The sequence below is a fragment of the Pseudomonas gingeri genome (assembly GCF_013385635.1).
Taxonomy (GTDB): Bacteria; Pseudomonadota; Gammaproteobacteria; order Pseudomonadales; family Pseudomonadaceae; genus Aquipseudomonas; species Aquipseudomonas gingeri_A.
Genome location: NZ_JACAPR010000027.1, coordinates 1 through 26,907 on the forward strand (window position 1 = coordinate 1; position 26,907 = coordinate 26,907).

Below are 26,907 nucleotides of genomic sequence, written 5' to 3' on the forward strand. Positions count from 1 at the left end.
GAGTCCATCCAATTACAAGGGGATGATCGTTCCCACGCGCAGCAAAGGAATGCCGCCCTGGACGCTCCGCGTCCGCTCTGGTGGGGCTCAGTCGAGCTTGAGCACCTTGGCCAGGATGATCTTCGGACCCTTCATCTTCTTGATGATGATGCGCAGGCCCTCGACCTCCATGACCTCTTCCTCTTCCGGCACCCGTTTCAGGGTCTCGTAGATCAGCCCGGCGAGGGTTTCGGCTTCGATATGGTCCAGGTCGATGCCCAGCAGGCGCTCGACCTTGAACAGCGGTGTGTCACCCCGCACCAGCAGTTTGCCCGGCTGGTAGGCGAGGATGCCGCGTTCGGCCTTGCGGTGTTCGTCCTGGATATCGCCCACCAGCACTTCCAGCACGTCTTCCATGGTCAGGTAGCCGATCACCTTGCTGTCGGCTTCCTCCACCAGGGCAAAGTGCGAACCGCCCTGACGGAACTGTTCCAGCAGGCGCGACAGTGGCATGTGCTTGGACACGCGTTCCAGCGGGCGGGTCAGTTCGGCCAGGTTGAACGACTCGGGGATATGGTCCAGGGCCGCCAGTTCCAGCAGCAGGTCCTTGATGTGCAACAGGCCGACGAACACGTTGCGTTCGGCGTCGTAAACCGGATAACGGCTGAACTTGTGGCGACGGAACAGGGCGAGGATCTCCTTGAGCGGCGCATTGCAGTCCAGGGTCACCAGGTCTTCCCGGGAGTTGGCCCAGTCGACCACTTCCAGTTCGCCCATTTCCACGGCCGAGGCGAGTACGCGCATGCCCTGGTCGCTCGGGTCCTGGCCACGGCTGGAGTGCAGGATCAGCTTCAGTTCTTCGCGGCTGTAGTGGTGTTCATGGTGGGGGCCGGGCTCACCCTGGCCGGCTATCCGCAGGATGGCGTTGGCGCTGGCGTTGAGCAGGTAGATGGCCGGGTACATCGCCCAGTAGAACAGGTACAGCGGTACCGCGGTCCACAGCGAGAGCAGTTCCGGCTTGCGGATCGCCCAGGATTTGGGGGCCAGTTCGCCGACCACGATGTGCAGATAGGAAATGATGAAGAACGCGGTGAAGAACGAGACGCCCTTGACCACTTCGGCGGAGTTCACGCCGACGGCGCTGAGCACCGGTTCCAGCAGGTGGGCGAAGGCCGGTTCACCGACCCAGCCGAGGCCCAGGGAGGCAAGGGTGATACCCAGTTGGCAGGCGGACAGGTAGGCGTCCAGCTGGCTGTGCACGGTGCGCAGGATCTGCCCGCGCCAGCCGTTCTTGTGGGCGATGGCCTCGACCCGGGTCGAGCGCAGCTTGACCATGGCGAATTCGGCCGCAACGAAGAATCCGTTGAGCAGAACCAGGATCAGAGCAAAGAGAATCATGCCGAAATCGGCGAATATCGTGGCGAGGGTCAAGCTACTAGGGGAAGGGTCCATGATGGAGTTTTACGGGTTCCGTATTTCAATTTGAGGTGTGTTTCGGCGCCTGAAGGGCAGGCACAAGTCATCCAATGTAGCGGCACATGGGCCCGTTGCCTAGTGGCCTGGCACCATCGGTGCTCAGGCGGACAGGTTGTTTTTGTGCGCGCGTGTTACCTGGACGGGCACGAAATGGCAGGTGAAGGTGCTGCCGTGGCCCAGTACGCTGCTGATTTCCAGGCGGGCGCGATGGCGCAGCAGCACATGCTTGACGATGGCCAGGCCGAGCCCGGTGCCGCCGGTGTTGGAGTTGCGGCTCGAATCGACGCGGTAGAAACGTTCGGTCAGGCGCGGCAGATGCTTGTTGTCGATGCCGATGCCCGAGTCCTGCACGCTGAGGTGCGCACCGTGCTCGTCGCCCCACCAGCGGATGCGGATATTGCCTTCGGCCGGGGTGTATTTGACGGCATTGAACACCAGGTTGGAGAACGCACTGCGCAATTCCGCCTCGCTGCCCTTGAGCCGGACGCTGTCATCGGCCTCCAGGGTGATGGTCTGGTTGCGCTGCCCGGACAGGGCCAGGGCGTCGTTGCGGATCGACTGCAGCAGGGTGTCGATGCGCACCGGCTGGTTGTCCGACGGGTAGTCGGTGGCCTCCAGCTTCGCCAGCAACAACAGATCGTTGAGCAGGGTCTGCATGCGTCCGCCTTGCTGCTGCATCTGCTGCAGGGCGCGGACCCAGCGCGGATTCACTTCCTCGACGTTATCCAGCAAGGTTTCCAGGTAACCGCAGATCACCGTCAGCGGGGTGCGCAGCTCGTGGGAAACATTGGCAATGAAGTCCTTGCGCATCTGTTCCAACTGGTGAATACGCGTGACGTCGCGCACCAGCATCAGGTGTTCGTTATTGCCGTAGCGGGTGATGTACAGCTGGATACGCAGGCGGTCGTTGGTCGGCGAAGGGATTTCCAGCGGTTCGGCGTAGCTGTCCTGCTCGAAATACTCCTTGAAGCGCGGGTGGCGCACCAGATTGGTCACCGGCTGGCCGCTGTCCTGCGGGGTCTTGAGGCCGAGCAGGGTTTCCGCGGCACGGTTCCACCATTCCAGGTTGCCGTCGCTGTCGAGCATGATCACCGCGTCCTTGAGGGCGGCGGTGGACTCCTGGACCCGGTCGATCACCGCTTGCAGACGCCCGCGCACGCGCTGGTCGCGGCGTTGCAGGTGATAGATGCTGTCGAACACATCGCCCCACAGGCCATAGCCGTCCGGCGGTGCTTCGTCGGGTTTGTGCTGGCGCAGCCATTCGTGCAGGCGCAGCAACTGCTTGAGGGTCCAGCCCAGGTAAATCCCCAGGCCGACAGCCAGGGCCCAGCCGTAATAGCCGCTGATCAGGCCGACCAGCAGACAGGCGGTGACCAGCAACAACAGATGGCGGATCAGGGTGCCATGCCAGTTTTGATTCACTTCAACATGCGTCCTTGTCAGCAATCATTGCGCGAAAATCGGTTCAGCCTTTGGTGGAAAACCGATAGCCGGTGCCGCGCACCGTTTGTACCAGATTCTCGTAGGCATCGCCGAGGGCTTTGCGCAGGCGGCGGATATGCACATCGACGGTACGCTCTTCGACATAGACGTTGCCGCCCCAGACCTGGTCCAGCAACTGCCCGCGGGTGTAGGCACGTTCCTGGTGGGTCATGAAGAACTGCAGCAGGCGGTATTCGGTGGGACCCATTTCCGCGGGCTTGCCGTCGATGGTCACGCGATGGCTGATGGGGTCGAGCAGCAGGCCACCGACTTCGATCGGCGCTTCGCCGTCGGTCGGACCGGCGCGGCGCAGCACGGCCTTCAGACGGGCGACCAGCTCGCGTGGGGAAAAAGGCTTGGTGATGTAGTCATCGGCGCCGACTTCAAGACCCTGGATCTTGTTGTCTTCCTCACCCTTGGCGGTGAGCATGATGATCGGGATATCGCCGGTCAGTTCGTCGCGCTTGAGGCGCCGGGCCAGCTCGATACCCGAGGTGCCGGGCAGCATCCAGTCGAGCAGGATCAGGTCAGGTTTGCGATCGACGATGATCGCATGGGCCTGCTGGGAGTTTTCGGCTTCCAGGCAGTCATAGCCGGCCATTTCCAGGGCGACAGCGATCATCTCCCGAATCGGGGCTTCGTCGTCGACGATCAGAATGCTCCTGCCAACCATATCCCTTAATCCTCTTGTCATTTAACTGTCTTGCGCCGCATTAGATAACGAAATTATTGCAGTCATGTGACAGCTTTTCCGCGAGACCGACGATTGTCATTTCCATGGGCTACGCTGGGAGTTCGAATCTACAACCACAAAAGGAAGGTTCTGATGACTCATTCTTCGTTTTCTTTGAAAACCCTGATGGTAACGGTGGCATTGACGCTGCCGACCCTGGGGTTCGCGGCCGAGCCGGCCATGATGAAAGACGGCAAGATGGTCGATGGCAAGGGCATGACCCTGTACACATTTGACAAGGATGCCGGTGGCAAATCCATGTGCAATGGCGATTGCGCCAAGAACTGGCCGCCGATGATGGCCCCGGCGGATGCCAAGGCCGAAGGCAAGTGGACGGTGATCAAGCGCGATGACGGCATGATGCAGTGGGCGTATGGCGGCAAGCCGATGTACACCTTCACTCAAGACAAGGCTCCGGGCGACACGAAAGGTGAAGGCTTTAAAGACCTGTGGCATATGCCAAAACACTGAGCCAACGCAGCCCCTTGTAGGAACCGGCTTGTCGGCGATGGCGTCAGGGCTCAAGGCCCTCATCGCCGGCAAGCCGGCTCCCACAGGTTTCGGGGGGATCAGCGCACCGCGTAATCCAGCACCACGCCGATAAAGATCGCCAGCCCCGCCCAGTGGTTGTGCAGGAACATCTGGAAGCAGCGCAGCGGATCGCGGTCGCGGGTGACCCAGAACTCCCAGGCGAAGCAGGCCGCTGCCACCAGCAGTCCGGCATGGAACCAGCCCCCCAGTTCGAACCGCGCCCCGGCCAGCAGCAGGCAGCCGAGCATCAGGCCCTGCAGGGTCAGGATAATCACCCGGTCGGCGTCGCCGAAGAGGATGGCGGTGGATTTCACCCCGATCTTCAGGTCGTCCTCGCGGTCGGTCATCGCGTAATAGGTGTCGAAGGCCACCGTCCACATCAGGTTGGCGATGTACAGCAGCCAGGCCGCCACGGGCAGGTTGCCGTCCTGGGCGGTGAACGCCATCGGGATACCCCAGGAGTACGCCGCCCCCAGTACCACCTGCGGGTAATAGGTGTAGCGCTTCATGAACGGATAGCAGGCCGCCAGGGCCAGAGCGCCGAAGGACAACCAGACCGTGGTCGCGTTGGTGCACAGCACCAGCAGGAAACTGATGCCCATCAGCAGCCCGAATACCGCCAGCGCCTCCTTGCCACGGATCCTGCCCGCCGCCAGCGGTCGCTGCTCGGTGCGCTTGACGTGGCCGTCGATCTTGCGGTCGGCGTAATCGTTGATTGCGCAACCGCCCGCCCGGGTCAGCACCACGCCGAAGGTGAAGATCAGCAGGTGGCTCAGCGACGGCACGCCCTTGGCGGCAATCCACAGCGCGGTCAGGGTCGGCCACAGCAGCAGGTAGATGCCGATGGGCTTGTCCATCCGTGTCAGTTGCAGGAAGTCCCAGGCACGCGGGTGCAGGCGATTCATGGACTTGAGCAGGTTCAGGTACATCAGCAAGGCTCCCGGTCGGCATTCACGGCTTGCCACAGGCCTGGCAGGAAGATTTCCGCCACCAGCAGGCTCAAGGGACCGCGATTGAAGCGTGAGCGGCGGCCCCAGAGGTCATCCACGCGGTATTCCGTTGGCAACCACCGTGCCGGGTAACGACAGACCTCGATGGCCTGGCGTTCGAACGCCTGGTCGCAGAACAGCAATTCACCCAGGGAACGGCTGCCCAGCTCATCCATGTTCAATCCGCCTTGCTGCAAGGCGCTTTGCGCCGCCACGCTGCGGGCGAATACCCAGGGCAGGCCATGGCCGCGCAGATACACCTCGCGCACCCAGCCGAGGCTGGCGGGCTGCAGGTCCAGGGCAGCGCACTCGTCGTCGCGCAGCGGTTGCCAGCCTTCGAACAGCGGCGTGACACTGAAGGCGTTGTCGGAAAGTCCGGTCAGACGGCGGGTCAGAGAGCCCTCGTCGAACAGCCAGTCGAGGGTTTGGGCGTCGGGCGGAGTCGCCAGCCGGCGCTGTGCGAGCCAGGTGGGAGACGCCGGGAATGGGGCTTTGTGCGGCACGATGGGCAGTTGATTGGCAGCCAGTGAGGCGGCGAGCTTATCACAGGGTGTCCGGCCAATTAGAGCGCTTGGGCGGCCACCGCTAGCGATCGTGCTTGCATCTGCCGGCTTCGATCAGTACAAAACGCCCTGAGCCGGACGGCAACGCTGCACCCATCGATCGTCCGCGCCGTAAAACGCCTGGGAACCGAGGAAGTAACGAAATGAAGAAGTGGCAATGTGTGGTCTGCGGCCTGATCTACAACGAGGCCGACGGTTGGCCGGATGACGGCATCGCACCCGGTACTCTCTGGCAGGATGTTCCGGAAGACTGGCTGTGCCCGGACTGTGGCGTCGGCAAGATGGATTTCGAGATGATCGAAATCGCCTGATTGATCAATTTTCAAACACCTCTCAATGGACCTGGAGAAAGGAATGAGTGCACCTGTCGTGATCGTCGGCACCGGACTGGCCGGCTATAACCTGGCCCGGGAGTTTCGCAAGCTCGACGGCGAAACCCCGCTGTTGCTGATCACCGCCGATGACGGGCGTTCCTACTCCAAGCCCATGCTGTCCACCGGCTTCGGCAAGAACAAGGAAGCCGACGGCCTGAGCATGGCCGAACCTGGCGCCATGGCCGAGCAGCTCAAGGCCGAGATCCGTACCCACACGCGTATCAGCGGCATCGATCCGGGCCACAAACGCCTGTGGATCGGCGAAGAAGCCGTGAACTACCGCGACCTGATCCTGGCCTGGGGCGCGGAAACCGTGCGCGTACCGGTGGAAGGCGATGCCCCCGAGGCGATCTTCCCGATCAACGACCTGGAAGACTATGCCCGTTTCCGTGCCGCGGCGGCCGGGAAAAAGCGCGTGCTGCTGCTGGGTGCCGGGCTGATCGGCTGTGAATTCGCCAATGACCTGATCCTCGGCGGCTACGAAGTCGACCTGGTCGCCCCGTGCGAACAGGTCATGCCGACCCTGCTGCATCCGGCGGCCGCCGCGGCGGTACAGGCCGGCCTGGAAGGCCTGGGTGCGCGTTTCCATCTCGGTCCGGTGCTGACCCGCCTGCAACGCGCCGGCGATCACCTCGAAGCGCACCTGTCCGACGGCGAAACCCTGGCGTGCGACGTGGTGGTCTCGGCCATCGGCCTGCGCCCGCGTATCGACCTGGCCGCGGCGGCGGGGTTGCAGGTCAACCGTGGGGTGGTGGTGGACCGTCAGCTGAAAACCTCCCACGCCAATATCTACGCCCTGGGCGACTGCGCCGAGGTCGACGGCCTGAACCTGCTGTACGTCATGCCGCTGATGAGCTGCGCCCGCGCCCTGGCCCAGACCCTGGCCGGCAACGCCACCGCGGTGACCTATGGCGCCATGCCCGTCACGGTGAAGACGCCGGTCTGCCCGCTGGTCGTTTCGCCACCGCCACGGGGAATGGAGGGTGTGTGGACGGTCGAAGGGCAGGGCGCGGACATCAAGGCACTCTGCCGCGATGCCAGTGGTCGCCTGCTCGGCTACGCCCTGACCGGCGGTGCGGTCATGGAAAAACTGGCCCTCAACAAAGAACTCCCACCGCTGCTGGCGTAAATAGCGGGCGTTCTGTCGCAAACACCCTGGTTTTGCCCCGCTAAAGGTCGCTGGCAGACTGGCGCGGGGCCCGACGCCGTGCCATCCTCACTCCCGTCTGCCGCAGAGTAGAGCCTGCGGCGCCTTGGGCGCTGTTCCGGAAGAACAGCACGGACATAACAACAAAAAACCGTCAAAGAGGCTTCACTATGCGTAAACCAGAACTCGCCGCTGCAATCGCTGAAAAAGCGGATCTCACCAAAGAACAGGCCAACCGCGTTCTCAACGCCGTTCTCGAAGAAATCACCGGCGCGCTGCACCGCAAAGACAGCGTCACCCTGGTGGGTTTCGGCACTTTCCTGCAGCGTCATCGCGGTGCCCGCACCGGCAAGAACCCGCAAACCGGCGAGCCGGTGAAAATCAAGGCCAGCAATACCGTCGCCTTCAAGCCGGGCAAGTCGCTCAAAGATAGCGTCAACCCGTAAGCACCAGGCTGGACTCCCGGAGCAAGGGGAGCGCTACAGGAAAATGGGCACACCGATGGGATCGGGTGCCCATTTTTATTGCCCGCGTGTTCGACCTGGCGGAAAAAATGAGAGCGGCGTCATGACCCGGTAAACGCCTGTTCGGCGTGCCTTGATTGTTACCAGTTATTGCTTGAAGATTTGCGACCCATCGAGTCACTCATCTGCATGGAAAGCGCCCCGTACCATGACCGCATACCGTCTTCAGGAAGCCGATCTCGAGATCCCCGATACCTGGCAGGATCAGAGCATCAACATCTTCAAGCTGCCCGCCGTTGGCGGTGCCAGGGAAGCCAGTTTTGTCATCAGTCGTGATCCGAGCCGGGGCGCTGCGGTGTTCGCCGACTATGTCGCCGCCCAGCTGAAAAGCGCCGAGCAGCAGTTGCCGGGTTTCAACCTGATCAAGCGCTGGGACTTCGTACTGCATGAGCATGCCGCCGCGCTGCTCGATTACAGCTGGCAACGCGAAGGGCGCGAACTGATGCTGCGCCAGGTCTTTGTCGACCGCAAACCCGTAGTGTTGATCACCACCCTGACCACCACGCCGGACGACCTCGTGCACCACGAACCGGCATGGAAGGCGGCGATGCAGAGCCTCAAGCTGCAGCCACAGACCGCCTGACCAGCCTTCCGGGACGACGATAACGCCATGGATGTATTGGCCGCTGCCCGCCTCGGTGACGAGATAGCCCACGGTTTCGGCGTGGCCGCGATGGTCGCGGGCGCGGTGGCCGGCGCCTTGATCGGTGCCGCGGTGGTGGCCGCCACCGTGGCCACCGGCGGTGCGGCTCTGGCGATCATGGCCGGCTCTATCGCGGCGGGCGGCCTGTCGATGTTCCAGATCATCAAGGGCCTGAACACGATCTTCAATCTGCCCGAGCCGACGACCGGGGCGTTGATCATGGGCAGCCTGAACGTCTACATCAACACACGCAACGCCATGCGTGCCGGGATCGACGTCTGCGCCGCCTGCTCGGGGCTGCCGATGAACCATTCGACCTGGCCGTTTCCGGTGCTGATCGCCGAAGGCAGCGCCTCGGTCTATATCAACGGCAAACCGGCCGCGCGGTTGCAAAGCAAGATGGTCTGCGGCGCGCATATCAAGAGCGGCAGCCCGAACACCTTTATCGGCGGGCCGACGGTGGCCGTGGCATTTGTCCTCGATCTGGAAAGCTGGATGCACACCGGTCTCGAAGCCCTTGGCCTGGTGGCCCTCGGGGCGGCGGCGGTACTGGCGGCGATGGCCGGCGCGGCGGCCTTTGCCGGTTTCGTGGTGATCGGTGGCGCGATGATGGGCGGCATGGCCTTGCTGGGCGACCTCGGCGATCGCCTCGGGCCGGGTTATCGTGACCTGCTGCAGGGCGTCGCCGGCATGGCGCTGCTGGGCCTGGGGCCGAAGATGGCGCGGATCGGCAAGACCCCGGAGCCGCGCGTGGCCAGCTACAAACCGGGGATGACAGACGCCGATATCATGGCGATTCCCAAGGGCAGCCGGCCGCCGCCTGGCGACTACCTCGAAGGTCCGTACATCGATAAACATCTCAAGACCTTCGAGGACGAGGGCGGCAGCTTCCTGTTCACCGCCGATGATATTGCCAACCCCAAGTACACCTCGTTCAACCCGAACAAGTTCGTCATGGCACGATCCGACCTCGAAGGCGTGGTGGCACAGTACCAGAAGACCGGTGATGTCTCGGTGCTGGAGTCGGCCCTGGGTTACGATCCGGGTTCGCTGGCGGGCAAGGACATCTACATGATGAACCTGGACAACCCCAAGGTTCTGATGCCCACCGGCAACGAGGGCGGTGTCAACTCGCTGTGGCGTCCGGGCGGCCTGACCCATCCGGGCGGCATGCGCGAAGCGGTGCTGGACAATGTGCCCATCTCCCACGGTAATGATATCGACGCACTGATGGCGACCCGCGACGTAGTGAGAATCCAATGAACAATCCGCAAGACAACGTGCTGCTGCTGGCGCTGGCCAATGATGAACTGGACAAGTTCCTGGTGGGCGAGCCGTTCTATTTCCTCGAAGCCAAGGCCGACAACGACGAGCCGCAGAACGTGGTGGCGGCCTTCGACCAGTTGATCCTGCCGTACTGGCGCCAGAGCCATGATGCGAACTTTGCGACCCGCTTCGTGGCGGCCTTGCTGACGATCCTGGCGACCTATCCGGACCGCAACCGGGCGATCTATATCGCCCATGACTGGGTCTGGTACTACCGCTTCTGCCAGGACAAGCAGCGCAAGCAGCCCCAGGGGCCTTATGGCGATCTGTTCGATGTCGACCTGGGCAGCGTCGCCGTGGCGCTCAAGCGCCAACTGGAAAGCCGCAAGGCCGACCTGGTGGCCGACACCCGCTGGGCGGGCGCGGCGTGGAACAGTCCGGATGGCATGTGGACCCCGCTGATGCGCTCGGCGCTGATGGTACGGGACAAGCTGGGCGGGCCGGACTTCGTTCCGGCCAATGCCTGAGCCCGCGCTAGGCCGTCATGGCCGACGCAGGGTGGCCGGCATCCTTGAGCAGGGCGTCGACCTTCTTCAGGTGATTGAGCAGGGCGCCGACGTTGCTTGCATTGATCAGCGTGCCCTGGGCGAAGGCCTTGATCAACGGGGCCATGGCGCTGGACACCGCGTGGTTGGCCTCGGCTTCCCGCAGGTTTTCCTGAAGCTGGGCGAGCATGTCCCTGAGCAGGGGATCATCCAGGGACAGCGGGGCGCCCAGGTCATGCTTCTTCAGCGTGCTGACCAGCAACCCCAGCGCTACGCTGGCCCGCATCAACGCTCTTTCTCGTGCATCCATTCGCCCTCTCCCCTGTTGACGATCCTGGTGACGGTTCAAGGATAGACCACGGTTGTGCAGGCGTTGGTGTATCTGTCACGGCGCTGGTTTTTACAGCGACGATTGCGGCCAGCCTGCCCGATCTATCGACCCACGACCGGATAGTGCCTGATACGACACGCATACTCATTGCCATCGCCCTTGCAGATGCCATCCAGATAGCGGTAGTCGACACGTACCGACTGCCCTTTGCCGGGCCACCGTTTGCGCGGGAGCGTGGCTTGATAGTCGGTCGTTTCCGGGGTGAAGGTGATGCTCGTGCCTTGCTCCGGACATTCTGCCGTCGCCGATTTCGGGCTGACTGTCAGGACTCGGGCCTGTAGCTGCGGATACGGTTGTTTCACGACTTCGGTGATGCGCAGTTCCATACGGCAGATTTGCCATGTCGCCGCGTTTGCGGGTACGCACATCACACAGAGCGACAAAGCCAATAGTGCATGGCGCGCGGCCTCAATCACCCTGGAACAGGCCAATGTATTTCAGGCCGTTATAGCTGTCCTTGACGGGCTGCTTGAGGACCAGATCGGCATCCTGGTACCAGAAGATTGCATTGGCTTTCTTGATTCCCAAGGCATCGCAGCGAGCTTCTACCAGAGGCAGCTCGTCTTGATCGACGGCAGCTTCGACCAGGATTTCATCCAGCGAAACGTCGCTGTCACAGCGTGGGATGATGCCAATGAAGTCTTCGTCGTACCAACGGGTGCCGATGTCTTTGCAGAAACCGCAGAGCTTGTAGTTGGGATCGTCAAAGTCACCTTCAACTGAATAATCCAGCTTGAAGTACTCCAGGTACTCCGCTTCCGGCGAAAAGTTGCTGCCTATCCAGACATGGACATTGTTGTTTTCGTTTGACATTTATAAACACCTACTCAGCTTCATATGGTTTCTATGATTCCTGGCGATAATCACCTTGGCCTGTCGCTTGCTGGTGGCCGTTTCCAACTCGGCAATCAATTTGTTGTGGAAGTGCCTGCCCGCGCGGCTGCCGTGATGGCCACCATCCGGTACGGGTCTGCCTTTTGCGTCCGTAACATTAGTAAAGGTAATCCTGTCGGTGTCGACCACGTATTTTTTCAACTCCTGAGCGGTAAAGCCCAGTTCCTTGGCCTTGGCCGCAAGCGACACGGGGAACATTTCATGTTTTCCTCCGGACCCGCGCAAGGCCGCGCTTACCGACTCCTTGTTGCTGCTGATATCTTTGACCGAAGCGGTGTTGAACCACTCGTCGAACTTTCCGTTCGCCCAGGGAGCCCATCCCAGAGGGTCTGACCAGGTCAGTGGGTTCGGAGCATACTGGTAGAGATTGAAGCCGCCGATCAGGCCAATCGGATCCGGCGTGGTAAACCGTCCCACATCCGGATCGTAGAACCGGAACGTGTTGTAGTGCAGCCCGATCTCCCGGTCCAGGTACTGACCCTGGAATCGCAGGTTCTGTTCCTCGATATAGTACGGCTCGCGCACTTCCTCCAGAGTGTTGCCCCAGACCCTGTAGCGGGCCTGCCATACCGTGTGCCCGTCGCTCTCCGTCAGTTGTTCCGGCAACCCGTTGAGGTCGTTGTGGTAATAGCGGAGCTTTTGCTGAGGGCCCAGGCCGTCGACCCGCGCCAGCGGTTCATAGCCACCGTTGGCGTACAGGTACAGGCTGGTCAGGCTATTGCGATGCTCCTGTAACAAGCGCAGGCCATCCCAGGTAAAACGGGTTTCGCCCAGCGGATAGCCGTTGCTGTCGTGCTCGGTCTTGCCGATCCGCCGGCCCAGCGGGTCATACGTCATCCGCACCACGGTTGCGCGGACACCGTCCTGGTTGTGCACTTCGATCAGGCGGTGTTCGGCGTCATAGGCAAAGCGCTGCACCAACCGGCTGCCACTGCGCTTTTCGATCATCCGTCCGAAGGCATCGTAGCGATAGCGCTTGTCCTGATAGGTCAGCAACTTGTTGTGCACCACCAGCCCGGCGCTCGCGGCCGGGCCGTCGAGCAGGTTGGCCGCGGCATCGTAGGCGAAGGTCTCGCTCTGGCCCTGGACGTTGTCCTGGCTGGCGAGGATGCGGCTGGTGGCGTCGTAGTGCAGTAACTGGCGATGGTCGCCACGGGGTTGCTGGTCGAGGCGGCCGATCAGGTTGTTGGCGGGGTCGTAGTCGAAATGCTTCTGTGCCGGCGCCGGCATTGACGTGGGCGGGCCAGCGAGGCGGCGCATTCGGGAGCGCAGGCGACCGCTGCGGTCGTAGTCGCTGCGAGTCGTGAGCTGGCCCTGGGTGCGCAGGACTTCGCGGTGCAGGCGATCGCGCTCGAAGTCGCTGATCACCTGGCCATCGAGGTTGAGCTGGTGCAGGTGGCCGCTGCCGTAATACAGGCGATTGAGCCAGCGGCCATCCGGTAGCTGCGTCTGGATCAGGTTGCCCAGTTCGTCATAGTGATGCTGCAGGCTGCCCGCCGTGCTCCGTTCTTCCAGCAACTGGCCGAGGGCGTCGTAGGCGAAACCGAGCTTGTGCTCGTTGCCATCCTTGTCGCTGAAGGCCACGGCAGTCAGTTGGTCGACGGGATCGTAGGTGTATGCGGTGTGTCCGTCATCGGTGATCTTGGCGACCAACCGTCCGACCGCGTCGCGCTCCAGTTGATGGACAATGGACGGCACGGGCTGCGCTGGAACCAGGGCCAACCCGTTGCCAAAGGGCGCCGGGACGTATTCGATACGGGTCGCGTTATCCAGCCCGTCATAGGCATAACGCCGGGCGCTGCCGTCGAGGTCCTGCTGCTCGATCAAGCGATCATTGGCATCCCAGAGAAAGCGATAGCTCTCACCGTTCTCGTTGGTCAGCGCCTGCAAGCGGCCATAGGCGTCATAGCCGAACTGCACCTGCCGACCCGATGCGTCGATGCGCTGGCGGACCTGTCCACGCCGGTCGTACTGATAGGTCGTGGTGTGCCCGGCCGGGTCGACATGGCCGGTCAGTTGCCCGCTGCTATCGCGCAGGTACTGTTCCACGCGACCGTCCGGCAATGTGCTCTGTAGCAAATAGCCTTGCGCATCGTGCTGGTAGGTCACCCGCTCGCCGAGGGCATCGGTGACCACCTGCAGGTAGCCACGGCGGTCGTAGCCGAAGCGTGTCGGGTAACCCGAGCAGTCGACATGCTCGGTCAGTTGCCCGAGGTCATTCCACTGCAAGGTCTTGCTCCTGCCGCTGGCGTCGACGATCTCCACCGTCTGGCCGCGGGAGTCGTAGCGATAGCGCGTGAGCTGCCCCAGCGGGTCGGTTTCGTGGGTGCAGTTGCCGCGCGGGTCGTACTGGTACTGCCAGCTGTTGCCGGCGCTGTCGGTTTCCACCAGCGGTAATGCCCAGTGCTCCAGCCACAGGGTCGACTCGCTGCGCCCCAGCGGATCGACGGTACCGCTGAGGTTGCCTGCCTCGTCGTAGCTGTACTGGTACTGCCCGCCCTGGGGATCGGTGGCGCCGAGCAACTGGCGTTCGTCGTTCCACTGGAATTGCCAGGTCTGGCCGAGGTTGTCGGTGTAGCCGGTGATCTGGTGCTGCGGGTTCCAGTGGCGGGTACTGACGCGACGCAAGCCATCGGTGACACGGGTGATGCCGCCCGCGAGGTCATACTCGAACAGGTACTCGTCACCGTCATCGGTCCAATGGCGGATCACCCGCCATTCAAGATCGTCGACCAGCGCCCATTGATAAAAACAGCGCAATCCGGTGGGCAACCGGTGCTCGACCATGCGCCGGTTTTCGTCATAGGCGAAGCGTCGTTGCACTTGCCCGAGCGCATCGCGTACCTCGGCCAGGTCGCCGCCGTTGTCGTACTCGTAACTGACCAGCACCTCACGTTGATGGTCTGGATAGAGGCGTTCGATCTGGCTGACACGTCGCGGCCACCGGGCGCTGTAGATCAGTTCCACCCGGACCTGATCGAAAGTGTCACGCAAGCGGATCAGCGTGCCCGACTCGCTGTAGTCGAGATAGATCCGGTTGTCGTTGCGGTCACCCAACTGACTCAGGCGCAGCAGCGAAGGATCAGCGAGGGTCGGTTCGAACAGTCGATACAGCCCGTTATCGCTCTCGATCAGCAACTGTCCGTTGCCGTTACGGCGCACGGCCAGGCCTTCGCCCGCACTGAATACCGCGCCGCCCAGGGGGATCGAGCCCATGTCGATGCGGCGGGCCTGTTCGTCGGTATAGACCAGGCGTTCGCCGCCTTCGGGGTGCGGCTCGATCCGTACGCTGATTTCATAGGGCACGCTCCAGCCCGCGCCGAGCAGGCTGTCGCGGCGTTCATCGCGACTGTTGTAGAAACGTTGCCAATCGATGGGCAGGATGCCGGGCAGGACAAAGTCCAGTTCCTCCTCGCCGCCGAGCACCTTGGCGCCGGTGGCGGCGTGGACCGGGTTGGGCGAGCCGGCGATAGCCTGGGTCAGTGCGCCCGTGGCCTGGCCGACGACAAACGAATTGACCCCCGCCAGCAGCATGCAGGGAAGGTTGGCACGGAAATTCCCCTTGCCACCCTTGAGCATCATCAGCACCGTGATCGCCAGGCCGATGCCCGGCGTCTTGCCGCTGCGGATCTCGCGTACCACCACCGAACCGCCGCCGATGGTCACGTTCGAGGAGACCATGCCGGAAGACACCACCTTGGCGTCGCAGGTGCTGCGGTCGCCGCTGCGGATGGCCGGCTGACCGTTGATGCTGACCTTCTGCGAACCTTCGGCGAGAAACTGCGGCGGCATCGGCGGATGCTTCATGCAGGTGACCAGGTCCAGCGGCTTGGGCACTGTGCCGGGGCCCGGATTGGCGACGGTGGGGCGCCACATCTGCGAGAAGAAACCCTTGGCCATATCGAGGAAGCCGGGGCCTTCCCCGGTCGCCGCTTCTTCCTCCGCAGGTGCCGCGCTTTCGCTGTGGGGCGCACCGCCTGCCGGTGCCGGAGGCGGTGCCGTGCCGGCTGCCCGCGCGGCCGGAATGGAGTTGGTCAGGGTGTTGGTCGAGCCGGTCAGGATCGTTGCCTGCACCGTGGGCGGGAACAGCGCATTGCCGATGCCCTCGCACATGCTGCTCAGGCCCTTGTCGGCGCCGGTCTTGCTCATGACCACGCCGACGATCACCCCGACCACCGCCCCCAGCAGGCAGGCACCCAGGCCGCCGGTGGCCACCGTGATACCGGTCGCCGCGACCACCGCCGCCGTCGCCAGGGCGCCGATGGCGACGTTGGCCGCCACCTCCAGCACGCCGCCGAGGATATCGGCCATTACCGAAGTGTGTTCCAGCCCGTCTCCCAGTCGGGCCGCCCAGAGCGCGTCAGACATCCGTCAGGTCAGCGTCAGGCTGTGCTTGAGCGTCGCCCAGTGCGCGGCTTCGGCATCGCCCATGGGTTGGGCCTTGACGTAGCTGAGGGCGATCATCTTGCGGCTGCCCGGTGGCACGAACGCCAGCTGGAACTGGAAGACTTTCTCCGTGCCCTTGCTGAACTGGCTGCGCAATTCGATGGCGTCGATGGACTGGTCCGCCCCCAGCCGCACATCCTGGCGCGGCTGGTAGCGCAGTTCCTGGACCTGTTGTTCCAGGCGCTTGAGTTGGCTGTCGAAATTGCTGCGCAGGTCCTCGCCCTCGGCCAGCACACTGCGGCTGACGATCAGGGATGTGCCCAGTTCCGGGAACTTGAGGATATTGATCGAGGCGTCCAGCAATTCGCTTTCGGGCAACTGGAACTGCAGTTCGTTGAGTCGGTAGGTCATGACAGGCCAGGCTCGTTATTTGGGGGGAGGGAAAGCGGACGACACCTTGGCGTCGATCGTGCCTTTCATGCCGTCGCCTTCGGGCGCGGCGTCGGGGCCCTTGCCATTGTTGAGGTGCAGGACGCCGCCGGTGTTGAACTGCGCGTCGCCGCTGGCATGGAAGCTGATCTGCACGCCGCAGAGGTTGATCTGGCCACTGGCATTGAGCTCCAGCACGCTGGCACCGCAGACCAGGCGCAGGTTTTCGCCGACCTCGATCAGGTAGCTCTGGCTGATGCTGTCGGTCTTGCTCTGGCCCACCGCCAACACGTCCTGCTGCTTGACGATGCGCACCCGGTTGTTGCCGATCAGCACGGTTTCGTTGTGGCCGATGCTCTTGTTGCGGTCATGGCCCACCGAATGGCTTTCATCGACCTCGACCACGATGTCCTGGTTGCGCTCGGCATGGATATACAACTGCTCGGCGCCTTTCTTGTCCTCCATGCGGATTTCGTTGAAGTTCGCCGGCGTGCCGCCCTTGCTCGAACGGCTTTTCATGCCGCTCTGGGTCGCGGCGGCGGGCAGGTCGTAGGGCACCGTCTGTTCGGCGTTGTAGACCCGGCCGGTGATGATCGGCCGGTCCGGATCGCCCTCGAGGAAGCTGACGATGACTTCCTGGCCGATCCGCGGAATCTGCATCGAGCCCCAGTTCTTGCCGGCCCAGGCCTGCGACACGCGGATCCAGCAGGAGCTGTTTTCGTTGGACTGGTCGTGACGGTCCCAGTGGAAGTGCACCTTGACCCGACCGAACTGGTCGGTCCAGATTTCTTCGCCGGCGGGTCCGACCACCACGGCGGTCTGCGGGCCCTTGACGATGGGCCGCGTGGTGTGCGCCAGCGGACGGAAGCTCTGTTGCGCGTCGATGCAGCTCAGGCTGCTTTCGAACTGTGCGCCGGCCGCGGTGGCGCCGGACTCCAGGTTCTCCTGGGCGATGTAGTAGCGGGCGCCGACGATCAGGTATTCGCGGTTCTGGTCCTGGCGGCCGAAGCCGGTCAGGCTGAACAGGTGCCCGGCACCGACGCCACGGGCATTGCCGTTGAGTTCGACGCGCTCATGCAGGCTCTGGATGGCTTCGATGCGGGTGCGCGCGTAATGCTCGCCGTCCTGGCTCTGCACATAGGTGCCGGGGTAATCGTAGAGCGGATAGTCGCCGGCGCTGTGCGGGCGCGGCATGGCCGAGCGCACGTCGATCCGCGCGCTGGGGCGCTGGAAGTCATAGTCGTTGAGTTCCAGCGAACCGGGCTGGACTTCCTGGGCCAGGTGCCAGCCGTTGAGGTGGTCGCGCTCGCGGTGCTGGCCATCCGGCGGATAGTAGGGCAGCGACTCGTAGCCCGGCGCCGGGTGGTGCGCGCCATAGGCGTCGGCCAGGACCAGTACGTGGCGGTCCTTTTCGTGGCGGAAGTAGTAGTAGATGCCCTCCTGTTCCATCAGCCGACTGACGAAATCGAAGCTGCTCTCGCGGTACTGCACGCAGTATTCCCACTCGCGGTAGGGCTGGCTGAGAACGTCTTCGAAGTCGGAGAAACCGAGGTCGCGGAACACTTGCTTGATGATCTGCGGGATGCTCTGGTGCTGGAAGATCCGGCAGTCGGAGGTGCGGGTCAGCAACCAGAGCCAGGGCCGCAGGGTCACCGAGTAGCTGGCGAACTGGCCCTGACTGACGTTCTGGCTGCACCGCGCGACGATGCCGTGGAAGTGCCGCTGGCCGCCCTGGACCTGCAGCGACAGGCTCATGGGTTTGCCCAGCAACTGGTTCAGGTCGATGGCGCCGTCGTTGGAAGTCAGGTGCAATTCGTAGTCGAACAGCCGCCCCAGCTCCTCGCCGCCGCCGAAGTCCTTGAGTAACAGGACATCCGGCCCGAGCGGGCTGTTGATCTGGGCCAGGCGGGTGGCTTGGGTGAATTGCATGGGCTATCTCTGGATTCTGTGTGGTTCGGTCTGGCCTCTGTGGCGAGCGGGCTTGCCCGTGCTCGACTGCGAAGCAGTCGCAAAATCGGTTATCTCGGTCTACCTGATACACCGCAATCGCCGGTTTCAGGGGCGCTCTGCACCCCAGCGCGGGCAAGCCCGCTCGCCACAGGTTTATTCACCAACATTTGCTCTCGGTTCAGACAACTGCGTCGCTGAACTGGTAATGCAGTTCGTTATCCCGCTCGCTGATCCGCACGCCCGCCAGCGGCTTGCCTTCGAGCATGCGCGTGAGGAATTCGCGGCTCATGTCCGGCAGCAGGCTGTTGGTCAGGATGGTATCGATCATCCGCCCGCCGCTTTCGGTCTCGGTGCAACGCGAGACGATCAGGTCGATCACCGCGTCGTCGAAGTCGAAGGCGACCTTGTGGGTGCTCTCCACGCGCTTCTTGATGCGGCCCAGTTGCAAGCGGGTGATCGCCTTGAGCATGCTGTCGCTGAGCGGGTAGTACGGAATGGTCACCAGGCGCCCGAGCAGCGCTGGCGGGAAGATCTCCAGCAACGGCTGGCGCAGCGCCTTGGCGATCTCTTCCGGGTCGGGCACGTTGCCGGCGTCCTTGCACAGGTGCGAGATCAGTTCGGTGCCGGCGTTGGTGGTGAGCAGGATCAGGGTGTTCTTGAAGTCGATCACCCGGCCTTCACCGTCTTCCATCACGCCCTTGTCGAAGACCTGGAAGAAGATCTCGTGCACGTCCGGGTGGGCTTTTTCCACCTCGTCCAGCAGCACCACGCTGTAGGGTTTGCGCCGCACCGCTTCGGTCAGCACGCCGCCTTCGCCATAGCCGATATAGCCGGGCGGGGCACCCTTCAGGGTCGAGACGGTGTGGGCTTCCTGGAACTCGCTCATGTTGATGGTGATGACGTTCTGCTCGCCGCCGTACATGGCTTCGGCCAGGGCCAGGGCGGTTTCGGTCTTGCCCACGCCGGAGGTGCCGGCGAGCATGAATACGCCGATCGGCTTGCTCGGGTTGTCGAGGCCGGCACGGGAGGTCTGGATACGCTTGGCGATCATCCGCAGGGCATGGTCCTGGCCGATGATGCGTTTTTGCAGGTGCTGGTCGAGGTTGAGCACGGTTTCCAGTTCGTTGCGGGCCATGCGGCCCACCGGAATGCCGGTCCAGTCGGCCACCACCGAGGCCACTGCCTGGTAGTCCACGGTCGGCAGGATCAGCGGGGTTTCGCCTTGCAGGGCGCTGAGGCGCTGTTGCAGGTCGATCAGTTTTTCCCGCAGCGCATGGGCCTGTTCGCTGCCGGCCTCGCTGTCGACCACGCCGACGCTTGCGCGCAGTTCGGCACGGGTGGCGAGCAGTTCGTCCACCAGGCCTTTCTCTTCGGCCCAGCGGCTTTCCAATGCGGCCAGGCGCTCGCGCTCGTTGCCCAGCAAGGTCTCGCTGTCGCTCTGGCGGGCCCCGGTATCGATGCCGATGGCATGTTCGCGGGCAATGATCTGCAACTCGGTTTCCAGCGCTTCGATGCGCCGCCGGCTGTCATCGACTTCCGCGGGTACCGCATGCAGGCTGATGGCGACGCGGGCGCAGGCGGTGTCCAGCAGGCTGACGGACTTGTCCGGCAACTGCCGCGCCGGGATGTAGCGATGGGACAGCTTGACCGACGCCTCCAGCGCTTCGTCGAGGATCTGCACCTGGTGGTGTTTTTCCATGGTCGAGGCGACGCCACGCATCATCAGCAGGGCCTTGTCCTCCGACGGCTCGGCGACCTGCACCACCTGGAAGCGGCGGGTCAGGGCCGGGTCTTTCTCGATGTGCTTCTTGTACTCGGCCCAGGTGGTGGCGGCCACGGTACGCAGGGTGCCGCGGGCCAGGGCGGGCTTGAGCAGGTTGGCCGCGTCGCCGGTGCCGGCGGCGCCACCGGCACCGACCAGGGTGTGGGCTTCGTCGATAAACAGGATGATCGGCTTGGGCGAGGCCTGGACGTCCTCGATGACCTGGCGCAGGCGCTGTTCGAACTCACCCTTCATGCTCGCGCCGGCCTGCAACAGGCCGACATCGAGGCTGCGCAGTTCGACATCCTTCAAGGCCGGTGGCACGTCGCCGGCGACGATGCGCAGGGCGAAGCCCTCGACCACGGCGGTCTTGCCGACCCCGGCCTCGCCCGTGAGGATCGGGTTGTTCTGGCGGCGGCGCATGAGGATGTCCACCAGTTGGCGGATCTCTTCGTCACGGCCGACGATCGGGTCGAGCTTGCCGCTGCGGGCCTGCTCGGTCAGGTCGACGGTGAAACGCTTGAGGGCTTCCTGCTTGCCCATGGCGCTCGGGGCCATGGCACCACTGGCTTCGCCCGGCACGGCGCCGGCATTGAAGCCGTCGCTGGCGGCCAGGTGGTTTTCCGGCGAGTCGCCGACGTATTCGTCGAAACGCTCGCTGAGGGCCTCGGCCTTGATCTTGTCGAACTCCGTCGACAATCCCAGCAGAGCATGGCGCAGGCTCGGGGTCTTGAGGATGCCGAGCACCAGATAGCCGGTACGCACCTGGCTCTCGCCGAACATCAGGCTGCCGTAGACCCAGCCGCGCTCCACGGCTTCCTCGACATGGGACGACAGGTCGGTGATCGACGTCGAGCCACGGGGCAGGCGGTCCAGCGCCTCGGTCAGGTCGCGTGCCAGGCGTGCCGGTTCGAGGTTGAACTGGCGCACCAGTCGGTGCAGGTCCGAGTCCTGCAATTGCAGCAACTGATGGAACCAGTGGGTGAGTTCCACATAGGGGTTGCCCCGCAGCTTGCAGAACACCGTGGCGGCCTCGATGGCTTTGTAGGCGACACTGTTGAGTTTGCCGAACAGCGCGGCGCGACTGATTTCACCCATGCTCTGTGCTCCTTGAGTGGTGGGCTGGTGTGGCGTGTTCGGCGTAATGCCGGGCCAGGATCAGGTCCCTGGCATCGTCTCGGGGTTGGCCGACCCAGGTGTTGAAGCCCAGGCGGAACCGGCCGTTGAGTTGCAGCCTGGGGACTTCGGGCTGTTCGAGGACCAGGTTCAGGTCCCAGTCCAGCTCGTGTCCCAGGTATTCGGCGACCCAGGCCACCAGATGGCGGAAGGGCTCGCCGTCGGGCAGCAGGCCCATGTATTCATCGAGCTTCAGCGGGCCGAAGCGGATCCGGAATTTGTGCTGGCGATCCCAGACGTGGCGCCCGAGGCAGAAGTCCACGCCCAGCTGGTGGGCACTGACACCGACCCGACTGCGTTCCGGCAGTTCCAGCCACTGGCCGACGTATTCCTCGATTTCCACCGGCAGGCCGAAATACTCGCCGAGGATCGCCTTCAGGCCGTCCGGGTAGCGGGTCTGCGCGGCCAGGTGGCCGCTGAAGTGCAGCTTGGCGGTGTCCGGGATCAAGCCCTGCTTGAGCAGGCTGGGCATGCCCCGGCCGCTCAGGGCGGCGAGGCGCGCGGACCAGTAGTCGTCGTCCGGGCGGTCATGGCTGACGGTCGGCCGCGCCTCGGCCCAGGCCCGGTAGAACAGGCTCAGCAGGCGGTGATGGAAGACATCGAGAAAGCGCTTGCTGGTGCTGTCGGCGTTATTGCGCTGGCGCTCGCGCATGTATTCGGTGAGGTGCAGCGGCAGCGGGCCGTTGGGACCGCCGAGGCCGAAGAAGAACTGCTCCAGGCGCGCCGGCGTGGTCTCGGTGGCTGGCGACATCGACGCCAGTGTTGCCGGGGCGAAGGCACAGTCGAGCTGCTGGCCGAGGCGCAACGGATCGTCCGCCAGGCGCAGCGAATGGCCGAAGCGCGGCAGGTGCGGCGATTCGCACTCGATACGCCGCAGCGCCTGGAAGAAATCGTATTCCCAGGGCTCGGATTGCATCGCCGTGAGCGTGCTCACAGGGTCGGACGGCGTCCGGGCTTGGCTTTCCATCGCATGATCTCGCCGCGTTCGGTGGTACGGATCACCGTCTCGGTAAAACTGTTGATCGACACGTAGCGTGCCAGGAAACGTTCGAACACCGCGCCGAGGAGAAACACCCCGGTGCCGCGAAACGCGTTCTCGTCAAATTCCAGGGTGATCTCCAGCCCGCGACCGAAGACGATCGGCCCGGGCATGGGCAGGCGCCGGGTGCAGGCCTTGCTGCTGACCTCGCGCAGGCCCTCGATCTGCAAGTGCAGGGCGGCGTCGTTGCTGTCGCCGTACAGGCGCAGCAGTTCGCGCAGGGCGGCGGCGCCCTGGCCCTGCTCGCTGAGCGACAGGTAGTTCAGCGACAGCTGGCTGATCAGGCGCCAGGCCTTGTTGTCATGGGCATGGCTGGCCCGCGGCCGGCTCGGCCCGGCCAGGCAGCGCACCGCCGACACCGGGGCGCTGTCGGCCAGGGTGAAGTCGCTCTTGCCGGAGCCGACGTTCATGAACAGCGGCAGGTCGCGGTTGGTGCACAGGGCGCTGACGCCCAGCTGGCGCAGGTCGTGGCGGTACGGTGCCTGCTGGCTGTCCACCAGGCTGAGGAAGGTCTCGCTACCGATATAGGTCGAGCGGGTGCCCTTGCGTCGTTGCTCGCTGGACAGCACCCGCGGTTCGCGGCGCAGGGTGTAGTAGGCCTGGTCGCGGCCGTAGCGAGACGGGTCGCGCACGGCATAGAACGGCAGGAACGGCTGGTCGGGCCCGGTGCCGTGGCCGGTGACGCCGGTCAGCGAGTGGATTTCGAAGTCCATCGGCCGGGTACGGTCGGCGATCACATGGTGCTCGTTGACCCGCTCGGACAGATGGATGCGATCCACGCGGCGCGGGAACAGGTTGATCGCCGGGGTACAGAAGGGCACGAATTGCGCGCTGCCGACGCTGCCTTCCAGGCTCTGGTCGAAGCGCTCGAACAGCACGATCAGTTCCAGTTCCTGGCCGGCGCAGCGTTTCACCGCGCGACCCAGCCCGGCGAACTCGACGAACAGGTAGCGCTGGGGCAGGGCGAAGTATTCCTGCAGCAACCGATAGCCCTGGAAGGCCTGGGCCACCACCGGCATCGCCGCTTCGCGGTCGTCGAAACCGCAGGCGCGCAGGGCGTCGGTTGGCAGGCGTTCGACCCAGTCGCCGCCGGGGGCACGGGCGAAGACCGCGCAGGCATTGCCCAGCAGTTGCTCGTAGAGCCGGAACGGCTGTTCATCGGCGCCATTGAGATACAGCGGCAGGCTGTCGAGGTCGAGCTGGTTGAACGGCAGCTCGGCGCCGGTGCGCAGGGTCAGGCGCAGGCCGGCCTTGGCTTTCGGTTCGCTGGCGGCCAGGCGCCCGAGCACTGCCGAGGGGTTGCCGAAGTACTCGGCCTGGCTGACCTGCAGCGGCCACAAGGTCACGGCGTGGGCGCTGCGGTATTCGCAGGAGGTCTGGGTGTCCTTGCCCAGGGTGGCGCGCAGCACGCTGTCGCGGGGCAGGGTGAAACCGCCGGCCAGCGAGCCTTCGTCGGGGTCGGCCTGCAGTTGCACCACGGTCATCGACGGGGTCGGCGCCAGGTAGTGCGGGTAGGCGATTTCCAGCAGGTTGTGGGTGAAGGTCGGGTACTCGGCGTCGAGCTTGAGCTGCACGCGTGCGGTGAGGTAGGCGAAACCCTCCAGCAGGCGCTCGACATAGGGGTCGGCGCAGTCGATCCCGGACAGCGTCAGGCGTCCGGCGATCTTCGGGTATTCCTTGGCGAACTCGGCGGCGCTTTCGCGCACGTGTTGCAGTTCCTGGTTGTAGAGGTCGAGCAGGCGCGGGTTCATGAACGTCTCCGTTGCTCGGCCGGGACCACGCGCACATGGCCGGACTCCAGGTCGAGGTCGGTGCGCAGCAACAGTGGCAGGGACGCCGGCAGCGCCCAGAGATCGCCCTCGATCTCGAAGCTGAGGGCGTTGTGGTTCATCTCGCCATAGGCGACCTGGGCGCGGACCCGCAAGGTGCTGGCGAGGATACGCGGCTCGAAGGTGACGATGGCCTTGTGGATCAGGCTTTCCAGCGCCGGGATATCGATACTCGAAGCGCTGTAGCCGGCCAGGGCCGGCAGGCCGTAGTTGATCACCGAGGTACCCGCCGGGGTATGCACGGTGGCATCGGCGTCGAGCAGCGAGGTGGTATTGAGCAGCCAGGTCAGGTCACGCAGCACCGAGGCCTTGAGCTGGCTCAGGGACAATACGCGTTTGTCCGTGCCTTCCTGCTGATGGCCGGGTTCGTCGTCGGTCAACCGGTCGAGCAGCGACGGTTGCAGGCGTTCGCGCAGGGCGAAGTCGCTGGGCAGGCTACTCATGGCGCAACGTCGCTCATCCCGTCATGGGGGCGGGCCGCTCCGGGATGGCAGCAGCGCGGATCGGGAAACGAAGGCTTGGCCATGCTCGGGCACCGGGAGTGAATCGAATTCGGAGGTAACGCCGGACGCCCCCGACGCCTGGCGTCGGGGGCGCGGGGATCAGCGCTTGGTGTTCGAACGGATGTTCCAGCCGAACTTGACCGGACCGCCCTGCTTGGAACCGTCGGCTTTCTGTTCCTGGTACTCGACCATCACCTGGGCGAAGTTCAGGGTGACGTTTTCGGTCAGGCGATCATCGCTGCCCGAACCGCCGGTGCTCAGGGAGGTGATCAGCACTTCTTCCAGGTCGATCTTCATGTACTCGACCTGGCTTTCGCCGCCGGCCTTGCGCACCACCAGGGTGACCTTGTCGACGTGCTTGCCGCTGGCGCAATGCATCATCAGGTTCGGCGACGATTTGTCGACGTACTTGGTGATCGACAGGTCCTGGATATTGACCTTGCCGGCACCGCCGCCACCGCCCATGTGCATGTTGCCGGACTGGGACATGCCCCAGCTCCAGTTCAGGACGTCGATCTCGTCCTTGTGGGCCTTGTCCTGGGACTCGCCCTTGATGTCGCCGATCTTGATGAAGATATCAACAGCCATGTTTTCTCCAGTGTGGTCTTCACCACGATGTTGTTAGCCAGGACCCGCTGGGGTGGTGGCGGGTTCGCTGTTGTTACGGATGACGCGGTCCCTTTGACTGACGCCATGCCCTTGTAGGAGCCGGCTTGCCGGCGATGAGGTCCTTGAGATTTGTGCCGATCTTGTGGGCGCCATCGCCGGCAAGCCAGCTCCTACAGGGTTGACGGCGTTCTCAGGCGCCTTTTGCCGACGGCAGTTTCGATACCAGGCGCAACGAAACCGTCAGGCCTTCCAGCTGGTAGTGCGGACGCAGGAAGAACTTCGAGGTGTAGTAACCCGGGTTGCCTTCGACGTCCTCGACCACCACTTCCGCCGCCGCCAGCGGGTGCTGGGCCTTGGTGGTTTCGGTGGAGTGGGCCGGGTCGCCGTCGACGTAGTTGAGGATCCAGTCCTGCAACCAGCGCTGCATTTCGTCCTTCTCCTTGAAGGAGCCGATCTTGTCGCGCACGATGCACTTGAGGTAGTGGGCGAAGCGGCAGGTGGCGAACAGATACGGCAGGCGCGCGGCCAGGTTGGCGTTGGCGGTGGCGTCCGGGTCGTCGTATTCGGCCGGTTTCTGCAGTGACTGGGCACCGATGAACGCCGCGAAATCAGTGTTCTTCTTGTGCAGCAGCGGCATGAAGCCGTTCTTCGCCAGTTCGGCTTCGCGGCGGTCGGAGATCGCGATTTCGGTCGGGCACTTCATGTCCACGCCACCGTCGTCGGTCGGGAAGGTGTGGGCCGGCAGGTCCTGGACCTCGCCGCCGGACTCGACGCCGCGAATCCGCGAGCACCAGCCGTAGTGCTTGAACGAGCGGTTGATGTTCACCGCCATGGCATAGGCCGCGTTGGCCCAGGTGTATTTGTTGCTGTCGGCGCCGTCGGTGTCTTCTTCGAAGGCGAAGGCTTCCACCGGATCGGTCTTGGCGCCGTACGGCAGGCGCGCGAGGAAACGCGGCATGGTCAGGCCGATGTAGCGCGAGTCTTCCGATTCGCGCAGGGAACGCCAGCCGGCGTATTCCGGGGTGGTGAAGATCTTGGTCAGGTCACGCGGGTTCGACAGTTCCTGCCACGAGCCCATGCCCATCACCGTCGGCGAGGCGGCGGCAATGAACGGCGCGTGCATCGCCGCACAGACCTTGGACAGTTCGCCGAGCAACTCGACATCCGGCGGCGACTGGTCGAAGTAGTAGTCGCCCACCAGGCAGCCGTAGGGCTCGCCACCGAACTGGCCGTATTCCTCTTCGTACATCTTCTTGAAGATCGGGCTCTGGTCCCAGGCCGTGCCCTTGAATTTCTTCAGGGTCTTGTGCAGCTCCGGCTTGGAGATGTTCAGCACGCGGATTTTCAGCTGCTCATCGCTTTCGGTGTTGTTGACCAGGTAGTGCAGGCCGCGCCAGGCGCTTTCCAGCTGCTGGAAGTCGGGGTGATGGATCACCTGGTTGACTTGCGCGGTGAGCTTGGCGTCGATGGCCGCGATGATCGACTCGATCGACTTGATGGCGTCGTTGGACACCAGGCTGGTCTGTGCCAGGGCCTGCTCGGCGAGGGTGCGCACGGCGCCTTCGACGGCTTCACGGGCACGCTCGGTCTTGGGTTTGAACTCCTGCATGAGCAGGCTGGCGAACTCGCTGGGTTCGGTGGTGCCGCTTTGCACAGGCTGATTGTCTTGCTGCAACTGGGTCATGAT

24 protein-coding genes are annotated in these 26,907 nt (G+C 63.8%); 7 read left to right on the top strand and 17 right to left on the bottom strand.

The window, feature by feature from the left end; genetic code table 11:
- Window positions 1–87 precede the first annotated feature (87 nt).
- The 3 genes from HX851_RS28090 to phoB form a co-directional block, all read right to left on the bottom strand.
- Entirely contained in the window at window positions 88–1,431 is a 1,344-nt protein-coding gene (locus tag HX851_RS28090) for a hemolysin family protein (RefSeq protein ID WP_177058417.1), read from the bottom strand.
- 123 nt (window positions 1,432–1,554) lie between these two features.
- Complete coding sequence (phoR, locus tag HX851_RS28095) at window positions 1,555–2,877, bottom strand: phosphate regulon sensor histidine kinase PhoR (RefSeq protein WP_177058415.1); 1,323 nt, start codon at window positions 2,875–2,877, stop codon at window positions 1,555–1,557.
- A gap of 43 nt (window positions 2,878–2,920) precedes the next feature.
- Window positions 2,921–3,610 (bottom strand): phosphate regulon transcriptional regulator PhoB, encoded by a 690-nt coding sequence (phoB, locus tag HX851_RS28100; RefSeq protein ID WP_003176964.1) that lies wholly within the window; start codon window positions 3,608–3,610, stop codon window positions 2,921–2,923.
- 153 nt (window positions 3,611–3,763) lie between these two features.
- Here phoB and HX851_RS28105 point away from each other — a divergent pair, with 153 nt between their 5' ends.
- Window positions 3,764–4,141 carry a COG4315 family predicted lipoprotein gene (locus HX851_RS28105; protein WP_177058413.1) on the top strand — a complete coding sequence of 126 codons (378 nt, stop codon included), beginning with the start codon at window positions 3,764–3,766 and terminating at the stop codon, window positions 4,139–4,141.
- A 98-nt stretch (window positions 4,142–4,239) separates the two neighbouring features.
- On the opposite strand, the gene ubiA is transcribed toward HX851_RS28105, so the two are convergent.
- Together ubiA and HX851_RS28115 are read right to left on the bottom strand one after the other, a co-directional pair.
- Window positions 4,240–5,130: a 4-hydroxybenzoate octaprenyltransferase gene (ubiA, locus tag HX851_RS28110; RefSeq protein WP_177066313.1), complete on the bottom strand. Its 891-nt coding sequence runs from the start codon at window positions 5,128–5,130 to the stop codon at window positions 4,240–4,242.
- Window positions 5,130–5,693: a chorismate--pyruvate lyase family protein gene (locus HX851_RS28115; RefSeq protein ID WP_177058409.1), complete on the bottom strand. Its 564-nt coding sequence runs from the start codon at window positions 5,691–5,693 to the stop codon at window positions 5,130–5,132. Before HX851_RS28115 ends, ubiA begins: the two co-directional genes overlap by 1 nt.
- A 203-nt stretch (window positions 5,694–5,896) precedes the next feature.
- Here HX851_RS28115 and HX851_RS28120 point away from each other — a divergent pair, with 203 nt between their 5' ends.
- The 6 genes from HX851_RS28120 to HX851_RS28145 all read left to right on the top strand — a co-directional run bounded on the left by HX851_RS28120 (window position 5,897) and on the right by HX851_RS28145 (window position 10,234).
- Window positions 5,897–6,064 (top strand): rubredoxin, encoded by a 168-nt coding sequence (locus HX851_RS28120; protein ID WP_027616797.1) that lies wholly within the window; start codon window positions 5,897–5,899, stop codon window positions 6,062–6,064.
- A gap of 43 nt (window positions 6,065–6,107) precedes the next feature.
- The gene (locus HX851_RS28125) at window positions 6,108–7,256 is read left to right on the top strand and encodes an NAD(P)/FAD-dependent oxidoreductase (protein WP_177058407.1); all 1,149 of its coding nucleotides are present in this window, start codon (window positions 6,108–6,110) and stop codon (window positions 7,254–7,256) included.
- Window positions 7,257–7,444: 188 nt separating this feature from the next.
- Window positions 7,445–7,720, top strand: a complete 276-nt coding sequence (locus HX851_RS28130; RefSeq protein ID WP_003213368.1) for an HU family DNA-binding protein — start codon at window positions 7,445–7,447, stop codon at window positions 7,718–7,720.
- 226 nt (window positions 7,721–7,946) lie between these two features.
- A complete protein-coding gene (locus tag HX851_RS28135; RefSeq protein ID WP_177066314.1) occupies window positions 7,947–8,381 on the top strand; it encodes a DcrB-related protein in 435 nt (144 codons plus the stop codon).
- Window positions 8,382–8,408: 27 nt separating this feature from the next.
- Entirely contained in the window at window positions 8,409–9,704 is a 1,296-nt protein-coding gene (locus HX851_RS28140; protein WP_177058403.1) for a PAAR domain-containing protein, read from the top strand.
- Window positions 9,701–10,234: a hypothetical protein gene (locus tag HX851_RS28145; RefSeq protein ID WP_177058401.1), complete on the top strand. Its 534-nt coding sequence runs from the start codon at window positions 9,701–9,703 to the stop codon at window positions 10,232–10,234. The genes HX851_RS28140 and HX851_RS28145 overlap by 4 nt, the downstream gene beginning before the upstream one ends.
- 7 nt (window positions 10,235–10,241) lie before the next feature.
- On the opposite strand, the gene HX851_RS28150 is transcribed toward HX851_RS28145, so the two are convergent.
- The 12 genes from HX851_RS28150 to tssC all read right to left on the bottom strand — a co-directional run bounded on the left by HX851_RS28150 (window position 10,242) and on the right by tssC (window position 26,904).
- Window positions 10,242–10,562, bottom strand: a complete 321-nt coding sequence (locus HX851_RS28150) for a hypothetical protein (RefSeq protein ID WP_256262432.1) — start codon at window positions 10,560–10,562, stop codon at window positions 10,242–10,244.
- Between the two features lie 122 nt (window positions 10,563–10,684).
- A complete protein-coding gene (locus HX851_RS28155; protein ID WP_438362365.1) occupies window positions 10,685–10,969 on the bottom strand; it encodes a hypothetical protein in 285 nt (94 codons plus the stop codon).
- Between the two features lie 82 nt (window positions 10,970–11,051).
- Window positions 11,052–11,456, bottom strand: a complete 405-nt coding sequence (locus tag HX851_RS28160; RefSeq protein WP_177066315.1) for an immunity 22 family protein — start codon at window positions 11,454–11,456, stop codon at window positions 11,052–11,054.
- Window positions 11,457–15,905: an RHS repeat-associated core domain-containing protein gene (locus HX851_RS28165; protein ID WP_256262830.1), complete on the bottom strand. Its 4,449-nt coding sequence runs from the start codon at window positions 15,903–15,905 to the stop codon at window positions 11,457–11,459.
- 3 nt (window positions 15,906–15,908) lie between these two features.
- Complete coding sequence (locus tag HX851_RS28170) at window positions 15,909–16,334, bottom strand: DcrB-related protein (RefSeq protein ID WP_177058397.1); 426 nt, start codon at window positions 16,332–16,334, stop codon at window positions 15,909–15,911.
- 15 nt (window positions 16,335–16,349) lie between these two features.
- Complete coding sequence (locus tag HX851_RS28175) at window positions 16,350–18,281, bottom strand: type VI secretion system Vgr family protein (protein ID WP_177066316.1); 1,932 nt, start codon at window positions 18,279–18,281, stop codon at window positions 16,350–16,352.
- A 199-nt stretch (window positions 18,282–18,480) separates the two neighbouring features.
- The gene (gene tssH / locus HX851_RS28180; protein ID WP_177066318.1) at window positions 18,481–21,162 is read right to left on the bottom strand and encodes a type VI secretion system ATPase TssH; all 2,682 of its coding nucleotides are present in this window, start codon (window positions 21,160–21,162) and stop codon (window positions 18,481–18,483) included.
- Window positions 21,155–22,207 (bottom strand): type VI secretion system baseplate subunit TssG, encoded by a 1,053-nt coding sequence (gene tssG, locus HX851_RS28185; protein WP_177058391.1) that lies wholly within the window; start codon window positions 22,205–22,207, stop codon window positions 21,155–21,157. Before tssG ends, tssH begins: the two co-directional genes overlap by 8 nt.
- The gene (gene tssF / locus HX851_RS28190) at window positions 22,171–24,030 is read right to left on the bottom strand and encodes a type VI secretion system baseplate subunit TssF (RefSeq protein ID WP_177066320.1); all 1,860 of its coding nucleotides are present in this window, start codon (window positions 24,028–24,030) and stop codon (window positions 22,171–22,173) included. Before tssF ends, tssG begins: the two co-directional genes overlap by 37 nt.
- Window positions 24,027–24,551 carry a type VI secretion system baseplate subunit TssE gene (tssE, locus tag HX851_RS28195; RefSeq protein WP_439899239.1) on the bottom strand — a complete coding sequence of 175 codons (525 nt, stop codon included), beginning with the start codon at window positions 24,549–24,551 and terminating at the stop codon, window positions 24,027–24,029. Before tssE ends, tssF begins: the two co-directional genes overlap by 4 nt.
- Before the next feature lie 159 nt (window positions 24,552–24,710).
- Entirely contained in the window at window positions 24,711–25,199 is a 489-nt protein-coding gene (locus tag HX851_RS28200) for an Hcp family type VI secretion system effector (RefSeq protein ID WP_017125578.1), read from the bottom strand.
- Between the two features lie 211 nt (window positions 25,200–25,410).
- On the bottom strand, window positions 25,411–26,904 hold the full coding sequence (tssC, locus tag HX851_RS28205) for a type VI secretion system contractile sheath large subunit (protein WP_177058372.1): 1,494 nt from the start codon (window positions 26,902–26,904) through the stop codon (window positions 25,411–25,413).
- Between the last annotated feature and the right edge of the window lie 3 nt (window positions 26,905–26,907).